19 protein-coding genes are annotated in these 23,969 nt (G+C 59.6%); 15 read left to right on the top strand and 4 right to left on the bottom strand.

The genetic code is table 11. The features are described from left to right. The first annotated feature begins 22 nt into the window (after positions 1 to 22). On the top strand, positions 23 to 706 hold the full coding sequence (locus tag CKALI_RS07240) for a GntR family transcriptional regulator (RefSeq protein ID WP_197079657.1): 684 nt from the start codon (positions 23 to 25) through the stop codon (positions 704 to 706). Here CKALI_RS07240 and CKALI_RS07235 read toward each other — a convergent pair. Further along, a complete protein-coding gene (locus CKALI_RS07235; RefSeq protein WP_156192657.1) occupies positions 675 to 1,928 on the bottom strand; it encodes an amidohydrolase in 1,254 nt (417 codons plus the stop codon). The genes CKALI_RS07240 and CKALI_RS07235 overlap by 32 nt on opposite strands. Positions 1,929 to 1,958: 30 nt before the next feature. Continuing rightward, entirely contained in the window at positions 1,959 to 3,296 is a 1,338-nt protein-coding gene (locus CKALI_RS07230) for a DUF4921 family protein (RefSeq protein ID WP_156192656.1), read from the bottom strand. Between the two features lie 31 nt (positions 3,297 to 3,327). Between CKALI_RS07230 and CKALI_RS07225 the strand changes: the two genes are divergently transcribed. Continuing rightward, positions 3,328 to 3,681: a hypothetical protein gene (locus CKALI_RS07225; protein WP_156192655.1), complete on the top strand. Its 354-nt coding sequence runs from the start codon at positions 3,328 to 3,330 to the stop codon at positions 3,679 to 3,681. Here the strand turns inward: CKALI_RS07225 and CKALI_RS07220 are convergent. Continuing rightward, on the bottom strand, positions 3,678 to 4,748 hold the full coding sequence (locus tag CKALI_RS07220) for a glycerate kinase (RefSeq protein WP_231580430.1): 1,071 nt from the start codon (positions 4,746 to 4,748) through the stop codon (positions 3,678 to 3,680). The genes CKALI_RS07225 and CKALI_RS07220 overlap by 4 nt on opposite strands. Before the next feature lie 361 nt (positions 4,749 to 5,109). Between CKALI_RS07220 and gdhA the strand changes: the two genes are divergently transcribed. The 13 genes from gdhA to ffh all read left to right on the top strand — a co-directional run bounded on the left by gdhA (position 5,110) and on the right by ffh (position 23,356). Further along, positions 5,110 to 6,456 (top strand): NADP-specific glutamate dehydrogenase, encoded by a 1,347-nt coding sequence (gene gdhA, locus CKALI_RS07215; protein WP_156192653.1) that lies wholly within the window; start codon positions 5,110 to 5,112, stop codon positions 6,454 to 6,456. Between the two features lie 170 nt (positions 6,457 to 6,626). After that, positions 6,627 to 7,334: a DivIVA domain-containing protein gene (locus tag CKALI_RS07210; RefSeq protein ID WP_156192652.1), complete on the top strand. Its 708-nt coding sequence runs from the start codon at positions 6,627 to 6,629 to the stop codon at positions 7,332 to 7,334. Next, the gene (locus CKALI_RS07205; RefSeq protein ID WP_156192651.1) at positions 7,335 to 7,859 is read left to right on the top strand and encodes a YceD family protein; all 525 of its coding nucleotides are present in this window, start codon (positions 7,335 to 7,337) and stop codon (positions 7,857 to 7,859) included. Beyond that, positions 7,856 to 8,587: a ribonuclease III gene (gene rnc, locus CKALI_RS07200; RefSeq protein ID WP_156192650.1), complete on the top strand. Its 732-nt coding sequence runs from the start codon at positions 7,856 to 7,858 to the stop codon at positions 8,585 to 8,587. The genes CKALI_RS07205 and rnc overlap by 4 nt, the downstream gene beginning before the upstream one ends. Beyond that, a complete protein-coding gene (mutM, locus tag CKALI_RS07195) occupies positions 8,587 to 9,417 on the top strand; it encodes a bifunctional DNA-formamidopyrimidine glycosylase/DNA-(apurinic or apyrimidinic site) lyase (protein WP_156192649.1) in 831 nt (276 codons plus the stop codon). The genes rnc and mutM overlap by 1 nt, the downstream gene beginning before the upstream one ends. Positions 9,418 to 9,499: 82 nt before the next feature. Further along, positions 9,500 to 10,939, top strand: a complete 1,440-nt coding sequence (locus CKALI_RS07190; protein ID WP_156192648.1) for an alanine/glycine:cation symporter family protein — start codon at positions 9,500 to 9,502, stop codon at positions 10,937 to 10,939. Beyond that, positions 10,936 to 11,202, top strand: coding sequence for an acylphosphatase (locus CKALI_RS07185; protein WP_156192647.1), 267 nt, complete (start codon positions 10,936 to 10,938; stop codon positions 11,200 to 11,202). Before CKALI_RS07190 ends, CKALI_RS07185 begins: the two co-directional genes overlap by 4 nt. 75 nt (positions 11,203 to 11,277) lie before the next feature. After that, complete coding sequence (gene smc / locus CKALI_RS07180) at positions 11,278 to 14,715, top strand: chromosome segregation protein SMC (protein ID WP_156192646.1); 3,438 nt, start codon at positions 11,278 to 11,280, stop codon at positions 14,713 to 14,715. Positions 14,716 to 14,739: 24 nt separating this feature from the next. After that, on the top strand, positions 14,740 to 18,066 hold the full coding sequence (locus CKALI_RS07175; protein WP_156192645.1) for a hypothetical protein: 3,327 nt from the start codon (positions 14,740 to 14,742) through the stop codon (positions 18,064 to 18,066). Between the two features lie 120 nt (positions 18,067 to 18,186). Beyond that, complete coding sequence (gene ftsY / locus CKALI_RS07170) at positions 18,187 to 19,896, top strand: signal recognition particle-docking protein FtsY (RefSeq protein WP_156192644.1); 1,710 nt, start codon at positions 18,187 to 18,189, stop codon at positions 19,894 to 19,896. Between the two features lie 115 nt (positions 19,897 to 20,011). After that, a complete protein-coding gene (locus tag CKALI_RS07165; RefSeq protein WP_156192643.1) occupies positions 20,012 to 21,313 on the top strand; it encodes an ammonium transporter in 1,302 nt (433 codons plus the stop codon). Beyond that, positions 21,314 to 21,652 (top strand): P-II family nitrogen regulator, encoded by a 339-nt coding sequence (locus CKALI_RS07160; protein ID WP_156192642.1) that lies wholly within the window; start codon positions 21,314 to 21,316, stop codon positions 21,650 to 21,652. A gap of 87 nt (positions 21,653 to 21,739) precedes the next feature. After that, positions 21,740 to 23,356 (top strand): signal recognition particle protein, encoded by a 1,617-nt coding sequence (ffh, locus tag CKALI_RS07155; RefSeq protein ID WP_156192641.1) that lies wholly within the window; start codon positions 21,740 to 21,742, stop codon positions 23,354 to 23,356. Here ffh and CKALI_RS07150 read toward each other — a convergent pair whose 3' ends face one another. Then, positions 23,357 to 23,941: a class I SAM-dependent methyltransferase gene (locus tag CKALI_RS07150; protein ID WP_156192640.1), complete on the bottom strand. Its 585-nt coding sequence runs from the start codon at positions 23,939 to 23,941 to the stop codon at positions 23,357 to 23,359. Between the last annotated feature and the right edge of the window lie 28 nt (positions 23,942 to 23,969).

Genomic DNA, 23,969 nt, shown 5'->3' with positions numbered 1-23,969 from the left:
AGTTATAGGTATGGTGGGACATGTGAGTCCCCTCGAAGGCATTCGGATCTCCCGCCGTACCACCCAAGCCCAAGTGGCGTACAACGAACTGCGTCGTGCGATCACTTCTGGCGAGCTGCCTGGTGGAACCCACATTGTGCAGTCTGAATGGGCCGACCGGCTAGACGTGTCAATCACGCCTATCCGGGAGGCCATTCGTCGTTTAGAACAAGATGGGCTCGCGCACTCAGAAGCGCACAAGGGAACAACTGTCACCCAACTTAGTTTTGAGGCCGCAGAGGAAATCTACACACTCCGGCGGACGCTAGAGCCAGTTCAGCACCGATTGGCAGCGGGTCGACTTTCCGGGACGGTCGACGAGGCGCGCGAGTTGTGCGTAGAAATGAATGATGTGCGCGACCCGGTCGAGTTTTGTGACCTCGACCTGCGCTTTCACTGCATGATCATGGGGCTCAACGACTCCTGGACATCCCGCGTCGCACGACTGCTGGGGATTGCCGCCGGTCCGTACATCACGATCAGCCTGCATGCCGATCCCGAGTTGATGGCGGTGGCAAACGAGGAGCACTTCCAGCTCCTCGATGCCCTTGAAGATGGCGACATCGAACGCGTCATTTCGTTGAACGCACGGCACCTTGAGCACGCCGTTAGCGTGCTCAAAACGGTGCGCTTTCCTATTTCTTCAAATAAGTCAGTACAGCAGTAGCCGCAGCCAGATTCGACGCCTGAACGGTTGGCTCGAAATCGGGAAGGAAATTGCTCATGTGGTTGGACGGGATGTCCTCGGTCACTCGTCCCGCTGCCACGGCAGCATCCCATTGAGCTCTTGGTGTGGCACCGACCATCCAGTACAAGTAGGGCGCTCCGAATGCGCGCGGTACCTGCGAAAAGTCCTCGGATGCCGTCCATGGGGTTCCGTCGATGGAATCTACGCCGAATACAGCATCGAAATTGCTTCGGACCGCTGCGAACACCTCGGGTGAGTTGTCCGTCAGTGGTGCATGATCGGTGTACTCAAAAGTTGGCTCCTGCGGGCATCCTGAAGCCTGGCATTCTGCTCGGACAACTCGTTCCACAGCCGCGTACAGGTGGTGCTTGACGGCATCGTTGTAGGTGCGGCAGTTCAGCACCAAATTAGCGGTGGCCGGAATCGTATTATTGGAATTGCCCGAGGTGAGCGTACCCACGGTAATTACCGCGAACTCGGACGGAGGAATCTCCCTGCCGACGATGGCCTGGAGGCGCACCACAATCATCGCGGCCACAAACGTTGGGTCCACAGACAGATGCGGCATGGAACCGTGTGACGACCGACCAAAAATTTGGATTCGGATCGTGTCGGCAGCGGTCAAAGCAGGTCCTGGCTTCGACATGACTGTTCCAGCGGCGCCGGGTCCGATGTGTTGGCCCAGCACCACGTCCGGAACCGGCATGAGGTGCTTGAGCCCGTCGTTTACCATGGCCAGAGCGCCAGCACCGTTTTCTTCAGACGGCTGGAACAAAGCGATGAAGGTACCAGACCATTGATCGCGAAGGTCGTCGAGAAGCGCGCAGCAGCCGAGCAGCGCGGTGGTGTGCATGTCATGACCGCAGGCATGCATGAGCTTGGTGCGCACGCCTTGTGGGGTGACTCCCTCTGCGACAGAGGCGAACTCGACGCCGGTGGTCTCTTCGACGGGGAGGGCGTCGAAGTCAGCACGCATCACTGCGGTGGGGCCTTCGCCATTGCGGAAAATGGCAATGATGCCGTGGCCACCGATGCCGGAGACGACTTCACAGTCAAAGTCAGCCAGCTTGGCCTGGATCCGGCTAGCAGTGCGCTCTTCCTGCATGGACAACTCGGGGTGAGTGTGCAGGTCGCGGTAGAAATCTCGCTGCCAGGTGAGATCGGTGGTGGCTGAGTTGAGCAGCTCGGCAATATCGTTCACAACGGAATCCTCTCGTTCTTTCTCTAAACCCTAACGCAGGACCGGGTTGTACTTCAGGCAGTTGCGCTCTACATATGCCTCGGTGGCGATGCGAATCGTCGGCGCAATGCGTCCCTCATCGCGCAAGGAGAACATGGCACTGACCACACGATCGCGAATGTTCTGAGGCGACAGAGTATTGAGATAGATTTTGGTGCCGCCTTCGAATCCGGCGAGATTGGACACTCGCCATTTGATCATGACGCGCCATGGCATAGGAATGTCGAGGTCGATGGGCTTGTGGTGCCATTCTTCATTGCACGGCACATCAGGGCCGGTCGCGGCATGGCAGGCGTGCATGAGATCGCTCATGCCACCAATCTCATCGTCCGTCTGTAGCCATGGTTCCGGGGTAGCGGACTTAGAGTAAATCTCCAGGGTGGGGTAGCGGTGGCCGAAACCGGCGAAGGCGACGGCGTAGTCGTTTTCGGCGATGATGAGATTGTGGTAGTTCGCGTAGTCGACGGCCCACTCGTTGTACATGTTCGGGTTGGCCCGCAGACGCGCAATTTCTTCTTCCGCGTGCACGCCACGCTCGTCGATGGCCACCAGTTGCTTGTGTAGGTGGTCAAAGGAAGCACCCGCAGGCTTGAGCCAGTTTTGAAACACTGCCACGTATGGGGCGTAGCGATTGCGGGCGTAGAGGTCGGCAACGGCCTGGGTGGTGAAGCGAATGAGGGCGCGGTGTTCATCTACGCTGAGCGTGCCTGACGACGCCAATTGGTTGTCATGCGTCGCCCCGTCAACGTAGTGCCTGCGCCCAATGATGAGGTCGTGCCCACCGGCGAAGTAACCGCCAGCGCGTTCCAGAAGCTGTTCTTCGGTCATCGCTTCGAGCTCTTCGGCAGGTTTGCCGGCGGCCTTCAGCCTCGTACGCACGATCGACAGGACGTGGTCTCGGCCCGCTGGATCTGCCAAATAGTCCTGCATGCGTGCGTTGGTTTCCGGGTCGATCTGGAATCCGTAGTTCTCCCGCCAATAGTCAAAGGAGACAATCTCGAACAGGTTGGGTACCCGCCGGAATTCGGCGACGCTTTGGCCCAGCTGGCTGGGGAGAAGTCCTGGGCGGGTGAACCAGGTTCCATTTTCCCGCACCATGCGGGACTTCTCCGGAGGAGTCTGTAGGAGCCTGTCGGAGCAGAAAGCGCACGCAGAGGTGTGATCGGCATCTGAGAGCGGTCGGGGATCAGTTGCTGGGGTAGACAGCGGTCGGTTTCCCCGGCCGGGCACTGTCCATACCTCGGTACCCGTTAGTGGATTGACTTGCTTCAGGGTGCCGTCAGCCATGGTGATCAGGGGAGTTGGGCGATTGTGTAGCGGTGTGCTCATAACCTACAAGCGTATTCGCTACTGTGAGGTTATGCCTGAAATCGTGTTTGATGCCCTTGTTCCCGAAGCAGAAATCCCTGCGCTTTACCAGCGCTTCGAGCAACTTGCCGCAGCAATGCATGTCACCGTATCTGTCAGCGACGAGGTGACCGTCACCGAAGACGTCGAACGCCAACTTCGGGAACAACTCGAGGATGAGGCCCCAGACCGCCGAGTGGTTCGATTTTCAATCCACGCAGCCAGCAATCTCAATCAGACGGCCATGACCTTTGCCCGCTTGTTGACACCACACGCGGATTTGCCTCCGGAGCCGACGGCCCTCGAAAACGAGGAAGCCTTCGAGGTTGCTGCCGTCTATCCGTGGACTGTGGTGATCGTCCCTTAGAACTGGGCGGCGATGCGGCGACCGGCGTCGATAAGCTGCGTTCGCACATCAGCATCGATGAGCTCGGCGGTGAGCACTCCCGCGGGCGCATCGGAGATCTTTCCAGCCACGATCGCGGACCGTACCTGGGCGCGTTCAGCGAGCTCAAGCACCATACCGGTGACTTTGCCGGTGAGCGATTGGGAATCGAAGGAGCCCTCGCCCGTAATCACGAGATCGGCTTCTGCAAGCTGCTGGTCCAGGCCCATCGATTGCGCCACTACCTGCGCGCCGGGCAGCACGTGGACCGCGTCTTCGGTGCCGTGCAGCATGGTAGACAACCAGGTCAAAGCGATGGGAACGCCGCCGGCAGCACCGAAACCAGGGCGCTCGGGGTCAATGCCGCAGCGCTCGCACAGAGTGGCTAGGGCTTGATCGAGCTTATCGACGTCCGTCTCGCTCGCGCCCTTCTGCGGGCCAAACACAGCGGCAGCACCGGTTGGTCCGGTGGCTGGTGCCGTAACGTCTGCGAGTAGCACCCATTCGACTGAAGCTGCTGGAATGTTGAGTTGAGCGGTATCGAAGTGGTCGAAATCTACGAGGGCGGCGCCGCCTTGACGGAGTGGATGCCCCTCCTTATTCATCGGGGTAGCGCCGAGGGCAACGAGGATGCCCGTGCCACCGTCGACGGTCGCACTTCCGCCGAGGCCCAGGGTGATGCGGCGGGCACCACGGGATACTGCATCAGCAATCAGCACTCCGGATCCATATGTGTCGCCGGTGGTCGGTACCAGATTGTCTTGGACCGCCGGTAGCCCGGAGGCTGCGGCGATGTCAATGAAGGCCTCGCATGTTTCAGCGTTGTAGACGTAGCTGGCTTCGGTAAGACGACCTGCCGCATCGGTAGTCGGCAGCGTGATGGACGAACCGGAGAAGCAAGCGGCGGTTCCTTCCCCTCCGTCGGCGAGGGGGAGAGTGGTTATTGAGGAATCGGGGAGGACTTCGGCGACACCGGTAGCGATGTACTCGGCTGCTAGTGCCGCGGTCGCGGTGCCCTTGAAGGAATCTGGGGCGATCAGGATGTTCATGTCTGTATAATTTCCAATCGAATGCATAATCGTGCCAAGAGTTTTATTCTCACGTGGTGGAATATTGTTCAACACTACATTTGGTTATTTGAGATGGTCAGCGCTATTTTCAATGTTTTCCCATGATAATACCGTTGTGACTGACATCTCAAAAATGCCTTGAAACGGGTCTGCGATACCTTCGGGCGTGAATGGGCTAAGAATATTCTGATAGGGTTTCCATCGTCACATTGTTAGTTGAAGTAATTCACTTGCAGGTGGTCGTTTTATCCGAAAGCGCATGTCCCACAGTGCTAGACATTACCCACTGACATGGCCTTTTCGAAGGTTAGGGCTGCGCGAATGTTGAAAGGAATGCAGCATGTCAAATATTGAGGCTCAAGTCTCTGACTATTACAACAAGCTTCTGCTGCGCAATGCCGGCGAGCCAGAGTTCCACCAGGCCGTCGCTGAAGTACTCGACTCCCTCAAGATTGTGCTCGAAAAGGATCCGCACTATGCGGACTACGGGCTGATCCAGCGTCTGTGCGAGCCTGAGCGCCAGCTGATGTTCCGTGTCCCTTGGGTAGATGACCAGGGTGAAGTTCAGGTCAACCGCGGTTTCCGTGTTCAGTTCAACTCCGCAATCGGCCCGTACAAGGGTGGCTTGCGTTTCCACCCATCCGTGAACCTGGGCATCATCAAGTTCCTCGGCTTTGAGCAGATCTTCAAGAACTCCCTGACCGGCCTGCCAATCGGTGGCGGCAAGGGCGGCTCCGACTTTGACCCTAAGGGCAGGTCCGATGCTGAAATCATGCGTTTCTGCCAGTCCTTCATGACTGAGCTGCACCGCCACATCGGTGAATACCGCGACGTTCCTGCCGGTGACATTGGTGTCGGTGGCCGTGAGATCGGCTACCTCTTCGGGCAGTACCGTCGTCTGGCTAACCAGCACGAATCTGGCGTGCTCACCGGCAAGGGTCTGGCATGGGGCGGCTCCCTGGTTCGCACCGAAGCCACCGGCTACGGCCTGGCCTACTTCACCAAGGAAATGCTCACCGAGCATGGCGAGTCCTTCGAGGGCAAGAAGGTCATCGTCTCCGGCTCCGGCAACGTGGCAATCTACGCCATCGAAAAGGTCCAGGAGCTCGGCGGCACGGTCATCGCCTTCTCTGACTCCTCTGCATGGGTGGAGACCCCTAATGGTGTCGACGTGGCAAAGCTGAAAGAGGTCAAGGAAGTTCGTCGCGAGCGCGTGGCTGCGTACGTTAACGAGGTTCCAGGCTCCAAGCTGCGTCTTGAGGGGTCCATCTGGGATCTTGCGTGTGACATCGCGCTTCCTTGTGCCACTCAGAATGAGCTCAATGGTGCTCAGGCCACCACCCTGGCTGACAACGGCTGCAAGTTCGTAGCTGAAGGCGCCAACATGCCTTCTACTGCTGAGGCAATCGAGGTCTACCGCGAGCGCGGCATTCACTTCGGCCCAGGTAAGGCTGCCAATGCCGGTGGCGTGGCTACCTCTGCACTCGAGATGCAGCAGAACGCATCCCGTGACGCATGGAGCTTTGAATACACCGACCAGCGTCTGCACGACATCATGGCCAACATCTTCCGCAACGTCGCCAAGACGGCTAAGGAATACGGCCACGAGGGTGACTACGTAATTGGTGCAAACATCGCCGGCTTCAAGAAGGTCGCCGACGCCATGCTTGCCCAGGGCGTTATCTAATCACAGCTCTTAAAGGCCATCCCGCATCGTGTGGGATGGCCTTTTTGCGTTTCTGCCACAGTCGCGCGAGAACCGTTCCCGTTTGGATATCGGGTAGGACGAGAAACTCATTGGCGCTCTTCTGCGTTGTCCTCCCAGCCCAGTGGAGCAGTCTAGGTAAGCTGGGCACCATGTACCGCGTTTTTGAAGCTTTGGATGAAATGGTTCAGACCGTCGAGCAGGCCTATGGCGTGCCGATGACCGCCAACTGCATGGTGCCCCGCAATGACATGCTGGCGCTTCTCGACGACCTCCGCAACGCCCTACCTGTCGAGCTTGATGACGCTCAGGACGTCCTCGATCAGCGCGAAGAGATCATTCGCGGTGCCGAGGATAAGGCCGCAGATATTGTTGAGGATGCCGACCGCGAGGCCAATGATCTCGTGACGACCGCTCGTCACGATGCTGACGTGATGGTCTCGGATGCAGAGAACCGCGCTCACGCCACCGTGTCCAAGGCGCAGGATGATGCCGGCCGTATGGTCGACGATGCGCGTCGAGAAGCCGATGCGCTGGTCGACCGCGCTACCGCCGAGTCCGAGCGCTTGGAGAAGCAAGCCCGCGACTCTTACGATCGTGCGGTCCAGGAGGGCCTCGCCGAGCAGCAGCGCTTGGTCTCTGAGTCCGAGGTTGTTCGCCGCGCTAATGAAGAAGCACACCGCGTCGTCGATGCTGCTCACACCGATTCCAATCGCCTGCGCATGGAATGCGACACGTACGTGGATGGCAAGCTCGCCGAGTTCGAGGAGTCTCTGTCCGCCACGCTGCGCACCATCTCCCGAGACCGTGCTGCTATCCGTCGTGGCGCAGGCGCTTCCGGCGCTCGAGAGGAAATCTAAATGGCCTCGCCACTCGTCTTTAACGTCACCGCGTTGCTCCGCGGCTCCGGCATGCCAGAACAGCGCACCCAAACCGGCGTGTCCGAGGAACGTATCGGCGTTGCGATGATCGCTATTGAGCCGGGTACCGAACTCACCGTCGATGCGACTCTCACCCCGCTAGGGGAGGGCATCATGGTCGACGCCACCGTTTCTTCCACGTTGACCGGGCAGTGCTCGCGCTGTCTAACTGAACTTCATCCTGCGTATGAGGTCACCGTCAACGAGGTTTTCGCTGCATCCGAGGACTTTATCCAGGGCGATGCGGGCGATGACGAGGATGAAATCCCGCAGGTCGTCGGAGATGACATTAACCTCACCCAGAGCGTGATCGATGCGGCCGGACTTGACTTGCCATTCAACCCCACATGCGAGTACTTTGGCCTCGACTGCGGGGACGATGAGGTGCCCGCCCCGGACGGAGTTTCCGGTGAAGAGGACGACCGCCCAGACCCTCGCTGGGCTGGACTGGAGAAATTTAAGTGAGTCGAAAGAAGGCCCGCATCACCGGCGCTGAAGCTCTTGATGAGGCATTTGCCGCAGTCGATCACGCGCCCTTGCGTGCTTCGCTCGGCGTAGACATTGACGACGAGCACCTGCGCCTGGCCCTCACACACCGCTCCTTTGCCAACGAAAATGGCATGCTCCCGAACAATGAGCGCCTCGAGTTTCTCGGCGACGCAGTCCTTGGCCTGTCGGTAGCAACGCAGCTATACGTGCAGTACCCGGACCGTCCTGAGTCGGATATTTCCAAGATGCGCGCCTCCATCGTGAGCCGCTATGGCCTTGCCGATATCGCTCGCGAAATCAACCTTGGCCAGCACATTCTGTTGGGTAAGGGCGAGGAAGGCACCGACGGTCGCAGCAAGGATTCGATTCTCGCGGACACCATGGAGGCAATCCTCGGCTCCATTTACCGCCAGTTCGATTTCGAAACTGCCCGCGACGTGGTACTGCGTCTCTTCAAAGCCAAGATCGACACCGCCTCCGCCCGCGGCTTGCACCAGGACTGGAAGACGACCCTTCAGGAAAAGGTGGCGGAGAAGAAGCTGCCAGCTCCGGTCTATGAATCAGTAGTGGCCGGTCCTGACCACGATCAACTGTTCACCTCAAACGTGCTCATCGACGGCACTGTCCGCGGCACCGGCACCGGCCCGAACAAGAAGCTCGCCGAACAGCAAGCCGCTCACGAAGCGTTCCTCGCCATTCGCTAATGCCGGAGCTGCCAGAAGTCGAGGTGGTGCGACGTGGGTTGGCCGCCCATGTCGTCGGCAAGCGCTTTGCGACGGCGGAGGTTTTGCATCCACGCGTTGCACGCCGCCAGCCCGGTGGCGCTGCCGAAATTGAGGCTCGCATGGCAGGTGCCCTCGTCGAGGGCATTGACCGCCGGGGCAAGTATCTATGGCTTGATACGTCGCAGGGGGCGCTGCTCGTCCACCTTGGCATGAGTGGGCAGATGCTCATCAAAGATTCTTCCGCCGAGCCTCACAAGCACCTCCGGGCGCGCGCAGTTCTCGACGACGGCCACGAAGTTTGGTTCGTGGACCAGCGCACCTTCGGGTACTGGCACGTCGGGGAGCTAGTCGATGGGGTTCCTGAACTAGTGTCCCATGTCGCTTCCGATCTCTTAGATCCTGCGCTGGACCTGGGCTTTTTGGGTGAGCGGATCCGTTCGCGACGCTCAGCAATTAAGCGGGTGCTGCTTGATCAAACCGTAGTGTCCGGGATCGGCAACATTTACGCAGACGAGATGCTGTGGCAGGCGAGGATCCATGGGGAGCGCCTTGCTTCTTCTCTTTCGGCTTCTGAGGTCGCTGAATTGTTGACCTCCGGTATTGAAGTGATGCAACGGGCCCTGTCCCAGGGCGGAACTTCTTTTGACGCGCTGTACGTGAATGTCAATGGAGAATCTGGTTATTTTTCTCGGTCGCTGAATGCTTACGGACAGCTAGGACGGCCGTGCCCGCGCTGCGGCACGCTCATCGTTCGGCAGCAATTTGCGAACCGCGGATCGCACTTTTGTCCGCGGTGTCAGGCCTTGTAGTCATCGCTAAAAAGACGCAGCGTGGCGGCAGTCATGAAAGTCCAACTATGTGTCATAGGGTACAAGCGTTTACGCTACCCCTATGGAAAACCTCCAAACATACGTAGAGACATTCAATGAGCACTACTGGAAGTTCATGATCGTGCTTCTGGTCGGTGCGGGCCTCTGGTTCTGTATCACCACCATCGTCGTACAGATCCGCTACATCCCCGACATGTTCAAGGCGGTCGTCGAAAAGCCATCCGACATCTCGGAAGGGCAAAAGGGCATATCGGCCTTCAAAGCTTTCACCATTTCGGCTGCCTCCCGCGTGGGCACCGGCAACGTGGCCGGCGTAGCCATCGCCATCGCCACCGGTGGCCCGGGTGCGGTGTTCTGGATGTGGATGCTTGCCATCATCGGCGGTGCCACGTCATTCATCGAGTCCACGCTGGCGCAGGCATTCAAGGTGCGCGATTCACAGTCGTACCGAGGTGGCCCGGCGTACTACATCACCAAGGTCTGGAAGCTGAAGTGGGCAGCCGCCCTATTCGTCGTGCTCATCACCGTCACCTATGGTTTTGTGTTCAACGCCGTGCAGTCCAACTCCATCTCGGAGGCCATGGCTCAGTCCTTCGACGGCGATCCCATGCGCACGAAGATCATCGTTGGTGCCGTGTTGTCCCTGCTGACGGCGATCATCATTTTCGGTGGCGTGCAGCGCATTGCCAACTTCACACAGGTCATCGTGCCTGTCATGGCCACCATGTACATCGTGATCGGCATAATCGTGTTGGCCCTGAATGCCGACAAGATCCCCGGAATGGTGTGGTCCATCTGGACTCACGCGTTCGGCATCCGTGAATTCGCGGGCGCCACATTGGGAACAGTGATCATGAAGGGCGTACAGCGTGGCCTGTTCTCCAACGAGGCCGGTATGGGTTCCGTCCCCAACGCTGCCGCTACCGCTTCGGTATCTCACCCGGTTAAGCAGGGTCTGATCCAAACCCTCGGCGTGTATTTCGACACCATCGTTGTCTGCTCCATCACGGCCTTCATCATCCTGCTGGCCCGTGGCGACATGGACCCTGAACTCACTGGTATGCAGATGACGCAGAACGCGCTGGCTTCCAACGTCGGCGAGTGGGGCATTCACTTCCTCACCGTGGTCATCATCTTCCTGGCGTTCTCTTCCGTCATCGGTAATTACTACTACGGCGAAAGCAACATCGAATTCTTGACCCAGTCCAAGGGCGTGCTCAACGGCTTCCGCGCCCTGGTTGTTGTCTGCGTGTTCGCCGGTGCTCTCGGCTCTGTGCCGCTCGTCTGGGCGCTTGCCGACACCTTCTCCGGCCTCATGGCCACCGTTAACCTGCTTGCGATCCTCCCAATGGGTGGCATTGCCGTCGCACTGCTGAAGCACTTTGCCGAGCAGCGCTCCCAGGGCCTCAACCCGGTGTTCCACCGCGACGATGTCAAGGGCATTCGCGGCTGGGACGGCATGGAATGTTGGGATGGCTCGGACCCGCTCACCCAGCGATGACCCGCCTCACTGCATTTGTGCTTGGCGACGTCCAAGGCGTCGGATTCCGTTGGCACACCCGCTCACGAGCTCTCGAACTAGGGCTAGCGGGTAGCGCCACGAATCTGGTCGATGGCCGTGTGTGCGTCGTCGCAGAAGGACCGCGCGCACACTGCGATGAACTTCTCTCGTGGCTGCGCAGTGGGAACACCCCAGGCCACGTTCAGACCGTAGTCGAGCAGTGGTCGGAGCCGAAAGGCGTAACAGGGTTCGACATCCGCTAGGCGAGGGAGCTTAATTGCTCCGACTCTCCTTTGTGGGTCTCCCTAATCAAATCCGCCCGGTGTTATTATCTACCAGTGCATTTGAAATCGTTGACGCTGAAGGGATTTAAGTCCTTTGCGTCAGCGACGACCCTAAAATTTGAACCCGGCATCTGCGCCGTGGTCGGCCCGAATGGTTCGGGCAAATCCAACGTGGTGGACGCATTGGCGTGGGTGATGGGCGAGCACTCCGCGAAAACGCTGCGTGGCGGCAAGATGGAAGATGTCATCTTCGCCGGCGCCGGAGACCGCCAGGCGCTTGGCCGCGCCGAAGTGACACTCACCATCGACAACTCTGACGGCGTGCTACCGATCGAGTACTCGGAAGTGTCCATTACCCGCCGCATGTTCCGCGACGGCGCCAGTGAGTATGAGATCAACGGCTCCAAAGCCCGTCTGATGGATGTGCAGGAGCTGCTCTCAGATTCCGGAATCGGCCGCGAGATGCACGTGATCGTGGGGCAGGGGCGCCTAGCTCAGATCCTGGAGTCGCGCCCTGAGGAGCGCCGCGCGTTCATCGAAGAGGCAGCGGGTGTGCTCAAGCACCGGCGTCGTAAAGAAAAAGCCCAGCGCAAGTTGGTGAACATGCAGGCCAACCTGGACCGACTGGAAGATCTGACCGACGAGTTGAAGCGGCAGCTCAAGCCGCTAGCTCGCCAGGCAGAGACCGCCCAGAAAGCCGCCACTGTGCAAGCTGATGTGCGAGACGCACGCCTGCGCATTGCGGGCGCTAACCTGGTGGAATTGCAAGACAATCTCAGCAATGTCGAGCAGCAAGCCCGCATGTTGAAGGAACAGGTAGAGGCCCTCAGCGATCAGCTGGAGGAAGCTACCGGCGAAAGCATGGAGCTCGAGGCGCTGGTGGAGCAGGCGACCAAAGAATCCGACGACGCGCAGCAGTTGTGGTTTCAGCTCTCGGCCCTGGCAGAGCGCGTATCAGCTACCGTGCGCATCGCAGCCGACCGTGCCAAAGCAGCTCCAGAGGTCCCATACTCCGGACCTGACCCAGATGACCTTGAACGCAGAGCTGAGCAGGCGGAGCGCCAACAACAAGAGCTCGACCAGGCCGTTGAAATCGCCCGAGAACGCCTCGAATCTATCCGCGAAGAGGTAGAAACCCACGAAGACTCCTTGAAGCGAGCCGATAAAGAACACTTAGCCCGAGTGCGCGCGATCGCCGACCGCCGCGAAGGCGTAGTTCGCCTGCTCGCAGCGGAGGAAACCCACCGAGCCCAGGTGGGCACGAGCCAAGCCGAGGCCGAGCGACTCACAGAAGAACTCGAATTGACCTTGGAGCGTGCGCAAAAAGCCACGTCCGAGCAAACTGGCCTCGCCGAGGAAATGGCCGAGCTGCGCAAGGCGCGACAACCCCTGGAGGAGGCGCATACCCGTGCCGCCGCCGAGGCGGGCGCGGCGGAGTCTCGCCTGGAACAGTTGCGCACGCAGCAGCGCGACCTAGAGCGCGCCGTGTCCAAATGGGAATCACGCATCGAAACGCTGCAGCAAACCGCGCCCAAGCACGAGGTCAACCTCGAGGGTTGGGCACCAATCACCGAGATCATCACCCCACACAAGGGCCGCGAGACCGCGCTGTCAGCAGCGCTTGGCCCGATCGCGGAGGCCCTCAGCGGCAGCGATATTGGCGCGGCCCTCCAAGAAATTGGCAGCACCGACATCACCCGCACCGTGCTCATCGAGGTGTCTGACAAAACCGAGTGGCGCATGGACACCACGCTGCCGAAGGGTGCCACGTGGCTGTTGGACGAGGTGGACGTCGATAAGCGCTTTGCCCGCCCGCTCACGCGCTTGCTTGCCGACGTCGTGCTGGTCACCGACGCAGCCCTGGCTCAGACCGTGGTCGAGCAGGACCCTCGTCTGCGCGCAGTCACTCTTGACGGCACGCTCAGGGGAGAAGGCTGGGTCGCAGTCGGCTCGGGGACGAATGCCGTGGAGACTGCGGCGCACATCGCCGAGGCTAAGGCGGAACTCAAACAAGCTAAGGCGGAGCTCGCGGACATCGCTGGTACCTTCGAAGGCGCAGTCCAGGCCGCAGAGGAAGCCCGCGTAGCCGCAGCAGGAGCCAAGTCCGCGCTACGGGAGCATGACACCAACCTGGGAGCGTTGGAACGCGACGTTCTCCGATTGGAAAAGCAGGCTGGGGCCAGCAAGAACGAACACGAACGCATGGCTGCCCGCGTGCAGCAGGCAGAACTGCGTGCAATCGAGGCACAGCAGAAGCTGGATGAGACACTCGACCGCCTCGCACGCGTGGAGGACCAAGACGAAGAAGAACCCTCCACCGAGGAGCGCGACGCCGCCCAGGCAGCCCTGGCCCAAGTCAAGGCCATGGACATGGAAGCACGCCTATCCCTGCGCACTGCAGAAGAGCGGGCCGGACAATCCCGCGGGCGCGCTGACCAACTGCGGCGCCAGGCCCAGCACGAACGTCAGGCGAAGGCGCGACATGAAGCCGCGATGGCATCGCGCCGGGCTGCCGCTGAGCTGGCCCGGGCCGTCGAACGTAATGCGTCCCTCATTAAGGACCGTGTCTCGGAGGCGCTCGCTCAGGCAGAGCAGCAGCGCGTACGTACCGCGGAAAACAAGAACCTGTTGAACTCCAAGCTGCACACGGTGAAGGAACAGACTCGTCAGCTGCAGCAACAGCTCAATAAGTTCAGCGATTCCAAGCACGCCTCAGATATCGCTCGTTCGCAAGCTCAGGTCCGCATCGAGGAAGCGCAGGCACAGGCCGAGGAACAATTAGGCGTGCCGGTGGAGGTTCTGCTCAGCGATTACGCGCCTGCAGAAGACTTTGACAAGGGAGCCGAGCTTGCCCGGCTGAAGAAGGCGGAGAAGGCCTTGGCCTCGCTCGGCAAGGTGAACCCACTCGCGCTGGAGGAGTTCAAAGCGCTGGAGGAGCGCTACGAATACCTCGCCGGTCAGCTCAATGACGTGCAGCAGGCCCGGAAGGACCTGTCGGAGGTGATCGAGGACGTCGATAAGCAAATCCTGCAGCTGTTCACCGATGCCTGGCACGACGTGGAGCGCGAATTCCCTGCCGTCTTTGCCACCTTGTTCCCGGGCGGTGAGGGCAGGCTAGTGCTCACCGACCCAGACGACATGCTGACCACCGGCATCGAAGTTGAGGCGCGCCCGCCAGGCAAGCGAGTCAAGCGCCTCACGCTGCTGTCCGGTGGCGAGAAGTCCCTCACGGCGCTCGCCATGCTGGTGGCCATTTTCCAGGCACGCCCGAGCCCGTTCTACGTCATGGACGAGGTGGAAGCGGCGCTCGATGATACCAACCTGCGCCGCCTCATCGCCCTGTTTGAAAAGCTGCGGGAAAGCTCTCAGCTCATCGTGATTACGCACCAAAAGCCTACGATGGACGTGGCAAACGTTCTCTACGGCGTGACCATGCGAGGCGATGGCGTCACCCGCGTTATCAGCCAGCGCATGAGTCCTGCTACAACTTAAGGGTTAGCTACGAAAGGAAGAACATTGAGCGGCGGCCAGCCTATTGCGGATTTGCAGGACTCTCTCCTCGGATGGGCATCACAAACCGAGCTTCAACTGAGTCAAACCCTCGCCGACATCGACTTCTTTCCCCACTCCGGACTCGGACGTGACGAGCTCCAGCGCATCGAGCGTTTCTTCGGTACCTTCGTGCGCCGTCAGCTCTCCGCCGGTGCGGATTTCGCCGCGCTTATCGACGTCATGCCCGCGCTCACTTCAGCCACGCTGATTAAGCGTGCTTCGCGCATGGTGGAGAAAGAACAGTTCTTTACTGAGTACTGTGCCGGACTGGAAATCGATGCCTCTCTCGCCTCGGTGGTGGCTGGGAAAGTCTTCGAGCTGTTGGAAAAGACCGGGCTGTACGTCGGCTCGGAGGATCCGGTGCTGGCCTTGGAACTTCACACCGGCGTGACCAGCGCGAAGATCCCCGATGTGTTGGAAGCCATGGATGGCGATTTCGATCCCGCTGAGCTGGGCATCCCACTCAGCCCCTTCCATGAGCAGCTGTTCGCAGACATCGCTGAGGTGCGCGCTTTCTCCCTGGAACATCCGAATTCCTGGTTGGATCGGGATCGCTCCCACCTGGCGCTGGCTCCATTGGTCAGCGATTCCGTGGTGGAGGAGTTGAAAGAACGTCCTGCCGGAACGGAGAATCGTCGCACGGCGGTGGGAGTTGCCACCCGAGAGCTGCGTCCACGCATCATTTTGGATGCTAACCGCCGCAAGGTCTGCCTGCGACTGCCCGAGCAGCGAGTAGCTGAAGACCATGAGATCGTGTGGCGGGTCAGCATGGAGGGCACCACCCGGATCTACCGAACCGGGCGCCCGTGGGGCGATACCTCGCCGTTTTCCGAGGCTCTGGACATCACGCTGGATCGGCCAATTCGCGAACTGACCGTTGTTGACTCAACGAACAACATCACCTGGAATGTGCCTGTCATTGACTCCGAAGACCCGGTATTGGTCTTTAGTCCTAAGGGACACGACATGTCCTCGAAGATGACGCTGCACTATGCCTCGTTGTCGGTCATCGCTCCCGAGGACGCCACGCTCGTAGATGTAGTGACCTCTAAGCCACTGCCCGAGGTTGAGCAATTTGCCATCGAGGGCTGGGATGCATGGATTTGTCATATTTTGGATACCACAGCGGCAGATTCGATCCAGCTCGTTCGCCCCGGCCAACAGATCTCACCAGTTCGTCCTGTTCGTGCCATCAGCCCGCGTCAGCGCGTGACATTCCGCGATCCGGCTCCCGCCATCGACAACATCCGCACGACCTCTGGTCTCAAGGTTCATAGCGTCAGCCTGATTGCGGATTTCCCGCCCACTCTGTCAGGCGCCGATGAGACCTGGTATTTGTCTATTTCCTCCTTCGTTGGTGCCGGCGCGTCCGGCGAGGAAGTATCCCAAGAGGAGCCGCTGGAGGTTCCCGCCGAGGGCGGCAGCTTCGAGATCTTCGACCCCGAGGCCTACGACGATCCGTGGGTTGGTGAATACCTCGTCCGCATCCGCGGCCCGCGCAACGAGTCTTTCCGTCACGAGTTCGCCATTGTCGAGGGCATGGCTGCCTCCACCGATTTCGCAGGTTTGGTGCGTTCAGTGCGCATCCCGGCAGCTGGTGGGCTTTCCGAGGCCGTGCTCCTGGTCAAGCCGACATTTAAGGAATCCGACGTCACCCCAGCGGAGATTTCCGTGGCGCCAGATGCCGCAGAAGCGACATTCGCGATCACCACTGAGGTCGGTGATCAACTGCCACTAAGGTTTACGCCGCCGCGTCTACAGTTTGAACTCCCGCTCGTCGGCAAGCCTGCGGTGTGGCGCACCGCCCGCATCTCGTGCCGTGCGTCGGACATCGACCCCGCCCGCCCGATCCGGATCCGTGCCGGTCAAGGACTTGGTCGCCCACAGGTTTCGCTGCGCAACCAGCACGGCGCACCAGTGCGCACCGTCAAGCTGACCACCGAGGACGACTACACCTACGAGGCGCTGCTTCCAGCCACGACCATGATGGGGGGCCGCCTCGAACTTGAATGGACGGACCCGCGCAGCAAGAAACGCGCTTCGGTCAACCTTGCCGACATCACCTCGCAGCCTGCGTTTACCTCGCTCGAGCTCGCCGAGGACCGCCTGCTTATCGACGGCGATGGCCTCGCAGCCTGGATCTGGCTCGCCGCTGCGCCATGGGTACCGGCTCGCTCTTTGGCCCTGACTCGCGACACTGCGTTGCCAGCCGACCTGGTGGGCGCCGGCGACCTTATCGTGGACGTGCACTCTGATGATCCTTTCAACATCCTGCGCGCCCCGTATGCACCGACGGAAGCTGCTATTCGCCTGCCACAAGCTGGCTGCTACCAGGATCCAGAACCTGCCTTCGCGCAGCTCTCCGCGTTTTTAGCTGGTGAGGAAGACACCGCTCCGAACGATCCTCGTCTCATGCCCGTGCTGTGGGACTACCTGGCGTCTTGGAAGGGCGAGCTTGGCGATAGGGAAGCGGTGCTCACTGCACTGCGCTCGAACCCAAGCGCCGCGTTGGACGCATTGTCAAGCTCCCTGGTTCCGGCAGAACTGCAGCCGGGCAGGATTATTTCTTCCGGCCTCATCCTGGGACCGTTCTCCGCTGCAGACGGATCGTCGAAGCATCGCAGTCCTTGGATTGGTGCTTTGGAGCTACTCGGTCAGTTGCCTGGTCTGATCGAAGGTGAACAGCCGGTGCGTCCGGTGGTGAAAGAACTGGAAGCGCTCGCTGGAAAGCGCCTGGTTGAAGCGCTGTCCACTGGACGTGACAATACGCTCGATACCGCCTGCATCGATCGCAGTACTGTCCAGCTCGCGATGATGGACGAAGCACAGCAGCAGGCGCTGCTCGGTGTGCTTTTCGCCCAAGGCGATATGGTTCCTGGAGCAATCATGGATGACACCTCGCGTCTACTTGCCGTGATGGAGACCTTCCACAAGCGCGCCGAGTTGACCTCTCTGATTGACGAGGAACTGATTCAAGCAGCCGTCAGCACCCTGCGCGCGCTCAAGGGCGCAAACAAAGCTGTGTACGCATCCGCTCGTGTGCGCTTCGACAAGCTTGATGGCGTGGACACCAATGCACGAGAGAACCATTGGGCGCTGGTCCCCGTGGTGTCCATGGTCTTCGCGTTGGCAGCTCGTATGCACGCCCATGGACTCATGGGCAAACCTAAATTGCTGCTCAAAGCAGCGGGAGAGTGGGCAGAGCTAGCTGAGATTGTGCCGGATCTGGTCACCGCAGATTTGGTCGCAGCAGAAGCTATGGTCTTGGCGGTCAAGTATCCGGGAATGTAGCCAGGTAGGCTGCGTGGGTCCTCGTTGGGAAGATCTGGGGCGTCGAGAAGCCAGCAACGGGTGGTAGCAGTTTGAGGGAAAAGTGGCAGCCTAGTAGGCACTACTGCCAAGATGGAAGCCATGACTATGACTTACCTGATTATCGGCGCCGTTGTCCTTCTTCTGCTCCTCCTCATTGTTGTCATTGCGCTTGGCAACAAGCGCAAAAAGGAAAAGACGGTCTCTTTTACCAAGGAAGAAGCGCCAAAGGAACTGACCCGCGAAGAAAAGAGTGGCAATTACACTGCTACCGGCGGGTTCAATTTTGCTCCAGCGAAGGAAACAGAACCAGTTCTTCTTGATAATCAGAAGCTCGATGCTCCGCAGCCAGCCGCTGCGCAACCACTCAAAATGCAAGAACCTGAGGTCAAAGCTCCAGCGGCACCCGCAGCAGCGCCAGTGGTTCCGGTGGTCCCGGAGATCCCAGAAGAGCCACAGGTGGACGTCCCAGTCGAGGCACCGGTTTCTGCCGCCACGCCGATTGCTGCGACGCCGATTGCACAGGAAGTTGCTGAAGAGGTAGCTCCTGAGCCGGTAGTTGACCCTGATGCCGACCCGGAAGAAGAGCCAACGGTCGAGCCAGCTGGTCAACCGGATATCGAGCAAGAAGATGAAGTCCTCAAGGAAATCCCTGAGCTCGATGAACTTGATGAAGAAACCGAATCCCCAGTAGTGGAAGAACCGGTTGAAGCCCCGACCGAGGACAAGGCACAAGAGTCCCCAGTTGCCGCCGAGCAGGAAACCACACAGGAAGCGGAAGAAGCCGCCGAGGCTGCAGCTGTTACCGTCGATGCCGCCGAGCGTGCGCTGGAGGAAACCCCAGTTCCGAGCACCGCGCCGGCTCCAGCACCTGCCCCGCTCGACGACATCGAACCAGCGGCAGGACGCCTGGGCAAGCTGCGTGGCAAGCTGGTCAAGTCCAACAACTTCCTTGGCCAATCCGTACTTGGCATGCTCACCGCGGGCGACCTTGATGAGGATGCCTGGGAAGAGATCGAAGACCAGCTGATTATGGCTGACCTTGGTACCGCCACCACCGTGAAGGTTGTGGAGTCGCTCCGGGCCAAGATTGCCGAGCGAGGCGTGGAAAGTGAAGCACAAGCCAAGGCGATGCTGCGGGAGACGCTGATCGAGGCAGGAAAGCCGGAGCTTGACCGTTCCATTAAGGCCATGCCTTACGAGGGCAAGCCAGCCGTCGTCCTCATCGTCGGTGTGAACGGCACCGGCAAGACCACCACGACCGGAAAGCTCGCCCGCGTCCTTGTCTCCATGGGACACAAGGTACTGCTCGGCGCAGCCGATACTTTCCGTGCCGCTGCTGCCGACCAGCTCGAAACCTGGGGTCGCCGCGTCGGAGCTGAGACCGTCCGTGGCGCCGAAGGCGCAGACCCGGCATCGGTTGCTTTCGATGCCGTGGCCAAGGGCGTCGAGACGCAAGCAGATGTGGTGCTTATCGATACCGCCGGTCGTCTCCACACCTCAGTCGGTCTGATGGATCAGCTGGGTAAGGTCAAGCGCGTGGTGGAGAAGAAGGCCAAGGTCGACGAGGTTCTCTTGGTGCTGGACGCCACTGTGGGACAAAATGGCCTCATGCAGGCGCGCACCTTCCGTGACGTTGTGGACATCACCGGCGTGGTTCTCACCAAGCTGGACGGCACCGCCAAGGGCGGCATTGTCTTCCAGGTACAGGAGGAACTCGGTGTGCCAGTCAAGCTCGTTGGCCTGGGCGAAGGCGCCGATCATCTGGCCCCATTCGAGGTGGAGAGCTTCGTCGATGCGTTGCTGGCCTAAGTGCTGGCGGGCAATTTCTCCGCCTGAATTTATTTCTCTACAGCATCCTTAGTAAGCCTTATGCTTTTCTGCATTGGGCTACTGATGGGCCCCTGATTGTGAAAGAAGGCCCGTCATGACTACGGAAGTCTTTGCCAACGAAAGTTGGATGCTTATCTCGACAGCGCTGGTGCTCCTCATGACACCAGCGCTTGCGCTCTTCTACGGCGGTATGTCTCGCCAGAAGTCCGTGCTGAACATGATGATGATGTCCTTCGGCTCTCTCGGAGTTGTCGCCGTCGTCTACGTGCTCTGGGGCTGGTCGATGTCTTATGGAACCCAAGACATTGCGGGAATCTTCTCCAACCCATTCGAGTTCTTCGGTCTTCGCGACTCGATCGGAAGTTCGGAGGCTCCAGTCATTTCCAAGTACGGATACCCGACCGTCATCGAAGTCGGCTACCAACTCACCTTTGCCGTCATCGCCTGTGCACTAATCTCTGGTGCGCTCGCCGACCGCGTGAAGTTCGGCACCTGGATGGTCTTCACCGCACTCTGGTCGACCTTCGTGTACTTCCCGCTCGCGCACATGATTTGGGGCGGTGGCATCCTTTCCGAGCATGCGCATTCCGTCGCTGCCTGGATGTTCGGCTCCGAGGACGGGGAAGCGAAGGTTCCCCCAGTCGATTTCGCGGGCGGCACCGCCATCCACATTTCCGCCGGCACGGCTGCGCTCCTGCTGGCAATTGCCGTCGGTAAGCGACACACCTTCATGCGCACCGCGCATCGCCCGCACAACCTGCCCTTTGTGATGCTCGGCGCTGCGCTGTTGTGGTTTGGCTGGTTCGGCTTCAACGGCGGCTCGGCGCACGGCGCGGGGTGGACTGCGGGCCTGGCCACGCTCAACACCACGTGCGCTGCCGCGGCGGGAATCCTCGGGTGGCTGCTCGCCGAAAAGCTTCGCGACGGCCATGCCACCTCACTCGGCGCAGCCTCCGGCGTCGTCGCTGGACTTGTCTCGATCACCCCGGCGGCAGGAGTCCTCATGCCGGTGACCTCGATTATTTTGGGTTTTATCGGCGGATTCCTTGCGGCTTTTGGCGTGGCGCTGAAGTTCCGTTTCAAATTCGATGACTCGCTCGACGTGGTCGGCGTGCACCTCGTCGCCGGAATTTGGGGCACAATCGGCCTGGCACTTTTTGCCCATGACAAGGGCATCTTCACCGGCGACATTTCCTATGGTTTCAAGCTGCTGATCGTACAGATTGTGGTCGCAGCCTTGACGATGCTTTACGCCGGAGTAATTACCGCAATTATCGGATTTGTACTCGAAAAGACTCTCGGATGGCGCGTCGACTGCGCTGTTGAACACGGGGGCATCGATGCCCATGTCCATGGCGAAACCGCCTACGACGCACTCGGAATGGAAGGAAAGTAAATGAAACTAGTAAGCGCTGTTATTCAGCCCTTCATGCTCGACGAGGTGCGAGATGCCTTGAGGAAGCTGGGATGCCACGGCATGACCGTTACTGATGTGCAGGGCTTTGGCATGCAAAAGGCCCAACAGGAGGTGTACCGCGGTGCCAACTACAACCCGGAATACGTAGCGAAGTCGAAGATCGAGATCCTGATCCACGAGCAGTTCCAAGAACAAGTTGTCTCCGCGATTGTCGAGGCCGCACGAACGGGGAATGTCGGAGATGGCAAGATCTGGGTGACAAACGTGGAGGAAGCAGTGCGCGTCCGTACCGGCGAACGCGGAGACGCGGCGCTGTAGGTGTTTCTGGGGCGCTAACTTCGTGTAGCGAAGCAAGCCGACTAGCATGGTTACGACATAGCTAACAAAGACTAGGGAGCAATAGACGTGTTTGAATCTTTGTCCGACCGCCTGCAAACCGCCCTGACGGGGCTACGGGGTAAAGGCAAGCTTTCAGAAGCGGACATCAACGCCACTGCGCGCGAGATTCGTCTAGCTCTCCTCGAAGCCGACGTTTCCCTCACCGTCGTCCGCGGGTTTATTAAGCGCATCAAGGAACGTGCCGCCGGTGCCGAAGTTTCCGAGGCGCTGAATCCTGCGCAGCAGGTTATCAAGATTGTTAACGAGGAACTCGTTGACATCCTCGGTGGCGAGACTCGTCGCATTAACCTGTCAAAGAACCCACCGACCGTCGTCATGCTTGCCGGTTTGCAGGGTGCAGGTAAGACGACTCTCGCCGGTAAGCTGGCAAAACACCTGGTTAAGCAAGGCCACACCCCGATGTTGGTGGCCTGTGACCTTCAGCGCCCGGGCGCTGTGCAGCAGCTGCAGATTGTTGGCGAACGCGCTGGCGTGCCGACGTTCGCCCCGGATCCCGGCACTGCAGTAGACACCTTCGAGCACGAAATGGGCACCTCCCACGGTGACCCAGTTGAGGTCGCCCGTCAGGGCATCGAGGAAGCTAAGCGCCAGCAGCGCGACTTCGTGATTGTGGATACCGCAGGTCGCCTCGGTATCGACGAAACCTTGATGACGCAGGCACGCAATATTCGCGATGCCGTCAACCCAGATGAAGTTTTGTTCGTCATCGATTCGATGATTGGCCAGGATGCGGTCCACACCGCGCAGGCCTTCCGCGATGGCGTGGACTTTACCGGCGTCGTTCTGACCAAGCTGGACGGTGATGCCCGTGGTGGTGCGGCGCTGTCGATCCGTGAGGTTACCGGCAAGCCGATCATGTTTGCTTCTACAGGCGAGAAGCTGGAAGACTTTGATGTCTTCCACCCAGAGCGCATGGCGAGCCGTATTCTCGGCATGGGTGACATGCTCACCCTGATCGAGCAGGCAGAAGCCACACTTGATCACGAGCAAGCATTGGAAACTGCCCAGAAAATGGGCACCGGCGAGCTCACTCTGGAAGACTTCCTGAACCAGATGCTGATGATCCGCAAGATGGGGCCTATCGGCAACATCTTGAAGATGCTCCCCGGTGGCAAGCAGATGTCCCAAATGGCGGACATGGTGGATGAGAAGCAGCTCGACCGCATCCAGGCCATCATTCGAGGCATGACCCCAGCCGAGCGCGAAGATCCGAACATCCTCAACGCCTCCAGACGCAAGCGAATCGCCAACGGTTCCGGTGTGTCCGTCTCAGACGTGAATAATCTGGTCGAGCGCTTCTTCGAAGCCAAGAAAATGATGGGCAAGATGGCCGGCCAGATGGGCATGGGCGGCATGGGTGGTGGCTCCGCTACGAAGAAGAAGCGCACCACCCGCAAGGGCAAGGGCGGCAAGAAGAAGCCAATCAAGAACCGTGGACCAAAAATGCCGGGCGGCGGCATGCCAGGAATGCCTGGTGGAATGCCAGATATGGCCGAACTGCAGAAGATGCAGGAGCAGATGGGTGGCGCTGGGATGCCAGGCATGCCTGGGCTTCCGGGAATGCCCAAGATGCCGAAGGGCATGGAGAACATCGACTTGAGCAAGCTCAAGTTTGATAAGTAGCTAGGTCCTCGACCATTCGATACTGAATCGATAGTGGCGACGCCGTCTGATTCTGGCCCCAGGAAGAATCTTTTCAGCCTGGGACTTAATCTCGGCGTAGTCCTCCGCTGGATCCTTCATGGCCACTTCCGGGTCTGTTTTTCCGCGGATGATTGACTCGGCAGTTTCAGGCAGCCAGCTGAGGCCTGCAACGAGGTAATCCAGAGGAGTGCTGAGCCGGTGGAGTCCGAGGATGTACAGTTTCCCGCCGTCTTTAAGCTGTGTGCGCATCTTTTTCAATGCAGGCATGAGAGGCATGTGGTGCAACGACGCTACGGAGACAATGTAGTTGAACGCCGGCAGCTGTGTGGTCAGGAAGTCGCCCTGGACTGTTGTTCCGTGGTCCGCCGCCGAAACTAGGGCAGTGGGATCTGGGTCCACGCCCCACAGGTCATCGGAACGGGATTTCAGACAGCCCAGCAGCTCACCAGTGCCGCAGCCGATGTCGAGAGTGCGTGCACCATCAAACGGCATCGCGCGAACTATCTCGGGATAGAAGGCCGAGTTATGATTCCAAAATGGAGCGTTTTGGTTCCCAGCGGGCATGTGGTCTAAACTAGTCGAGTTCCTGCGT

The sequence above is a fragment of the Corynebacterium kalinowskii genome (assembly GCF_009734385.1).
Classification (GTDB): domain Bacteria; phylum Actinomycetota; class Actinomycetes; order Mycobacteriales; family Mycobacteriaceae; genus Corynebacterium; species Corynebacterium kalinowskii.
The sequence above is the reverse complement of the archived record's forward strand: the minus strand, read 5'-3'. Positions and strand labels throughout refer to the sequence as shown.

What these genes read in the sequence shown, in the direction of transcription:
- CKALI_RS07210 (WP_156192652.1), top strand. Translation starts at nt 6,627, where the DNA reads ATGTACCGCGTTTTTGAAGCTTTGGATGAAATGGTTCAGACCGTCGAG.
- CKALI_RS07165 (WP_156192643.1), top strand. Translation starts at nt 20,012, where the DNA reads ATGACTACGGAAGTCTTTGCCAACGAAAGTTGGATGCTTATCTCGACA.
- mutM (WP_156192649.1), top strand. Translation starts at nt 8,587, where the DNA reads ATGCCGGAGCTGCCAGAAGTCGAGGTGGTGCGACGTGGGTTGGCCGCC.
- CKALI_RS07220 (WP_231580430.1), bottom strand. Translation starts at nt 4,748, where the DNA reads ATGAACATCCTGATCGCCCCAGATTCCTTCAAGGGCACCGCGACCGCG.
- CKALI_RS07190 (WP_156192648.1), top strand. Translation starts at nt 9,500, where the DNA reads ATGGAAAACCTCCAAACATACGTAGAGACATTCAATGAGCACTACTGG.
- CKALI_RS07150 (WP_156192640.1), bottom strand. Translation starts at nt 23,941, where the DNA reads ATGCCCGCTGGGAACCAAAACGCTCCATTTTGGAATCATAACTCGGCC.
- CKALI_RS07205 (WP_156192651.1), top strand. Translation starts at nt 7,335, where the DNA reads ATGGCCTCGCCACTCGTCTTTAACGTCACCGCGTTGCTCCGCGGCTCC.
- CKALI_RS07160 (WP_156192642.1), top strand. Translation starts at nt 21,314, where the DNA reads ATGAAACTAGTAAGCGCTGTTATTCAGCCCTTCATGCTCGACGAGGTG.
- CKALI_RS07185 (WP_156192647.1), top strand. Translation starts at nt 10,936, where the DNA reads ATGACCCGCCTCACTGCATTTGTGCTTGGCGACGTCCAAGGCGTCGGA.
- gdhA (WP_156192653.1), top strand. Translation starts at nt 5,110, where the DNA reads ATGTCAAATATTGAGGCTCAAGTCTCTGACTATTACAACAAGCTTCTG.
- ftsY (WP_156192644.1), top strand. Translation starts at nt 18,187, where the DNA reads ATGACTATGACTTACCTGATTATCGGCGCCGTTGTCCTTCTTCTGCTC.
- CKALI_RS07225 (WP_156192655.1), top strand. Translation starts at nt 3,328, where the DNA reads ATGCCTGAAATCGTGTTTGATGCCCTTGTTCCCGAAGCAGAAATCCCT.
- CKALI_RS07230 (WP_156192656.1), bottom strand. Translation starts at nt 3,296, where the DNA reads ATGAGCACACCGCTACACAATCGCCCAACTCCCCTGATCACCATGGCT.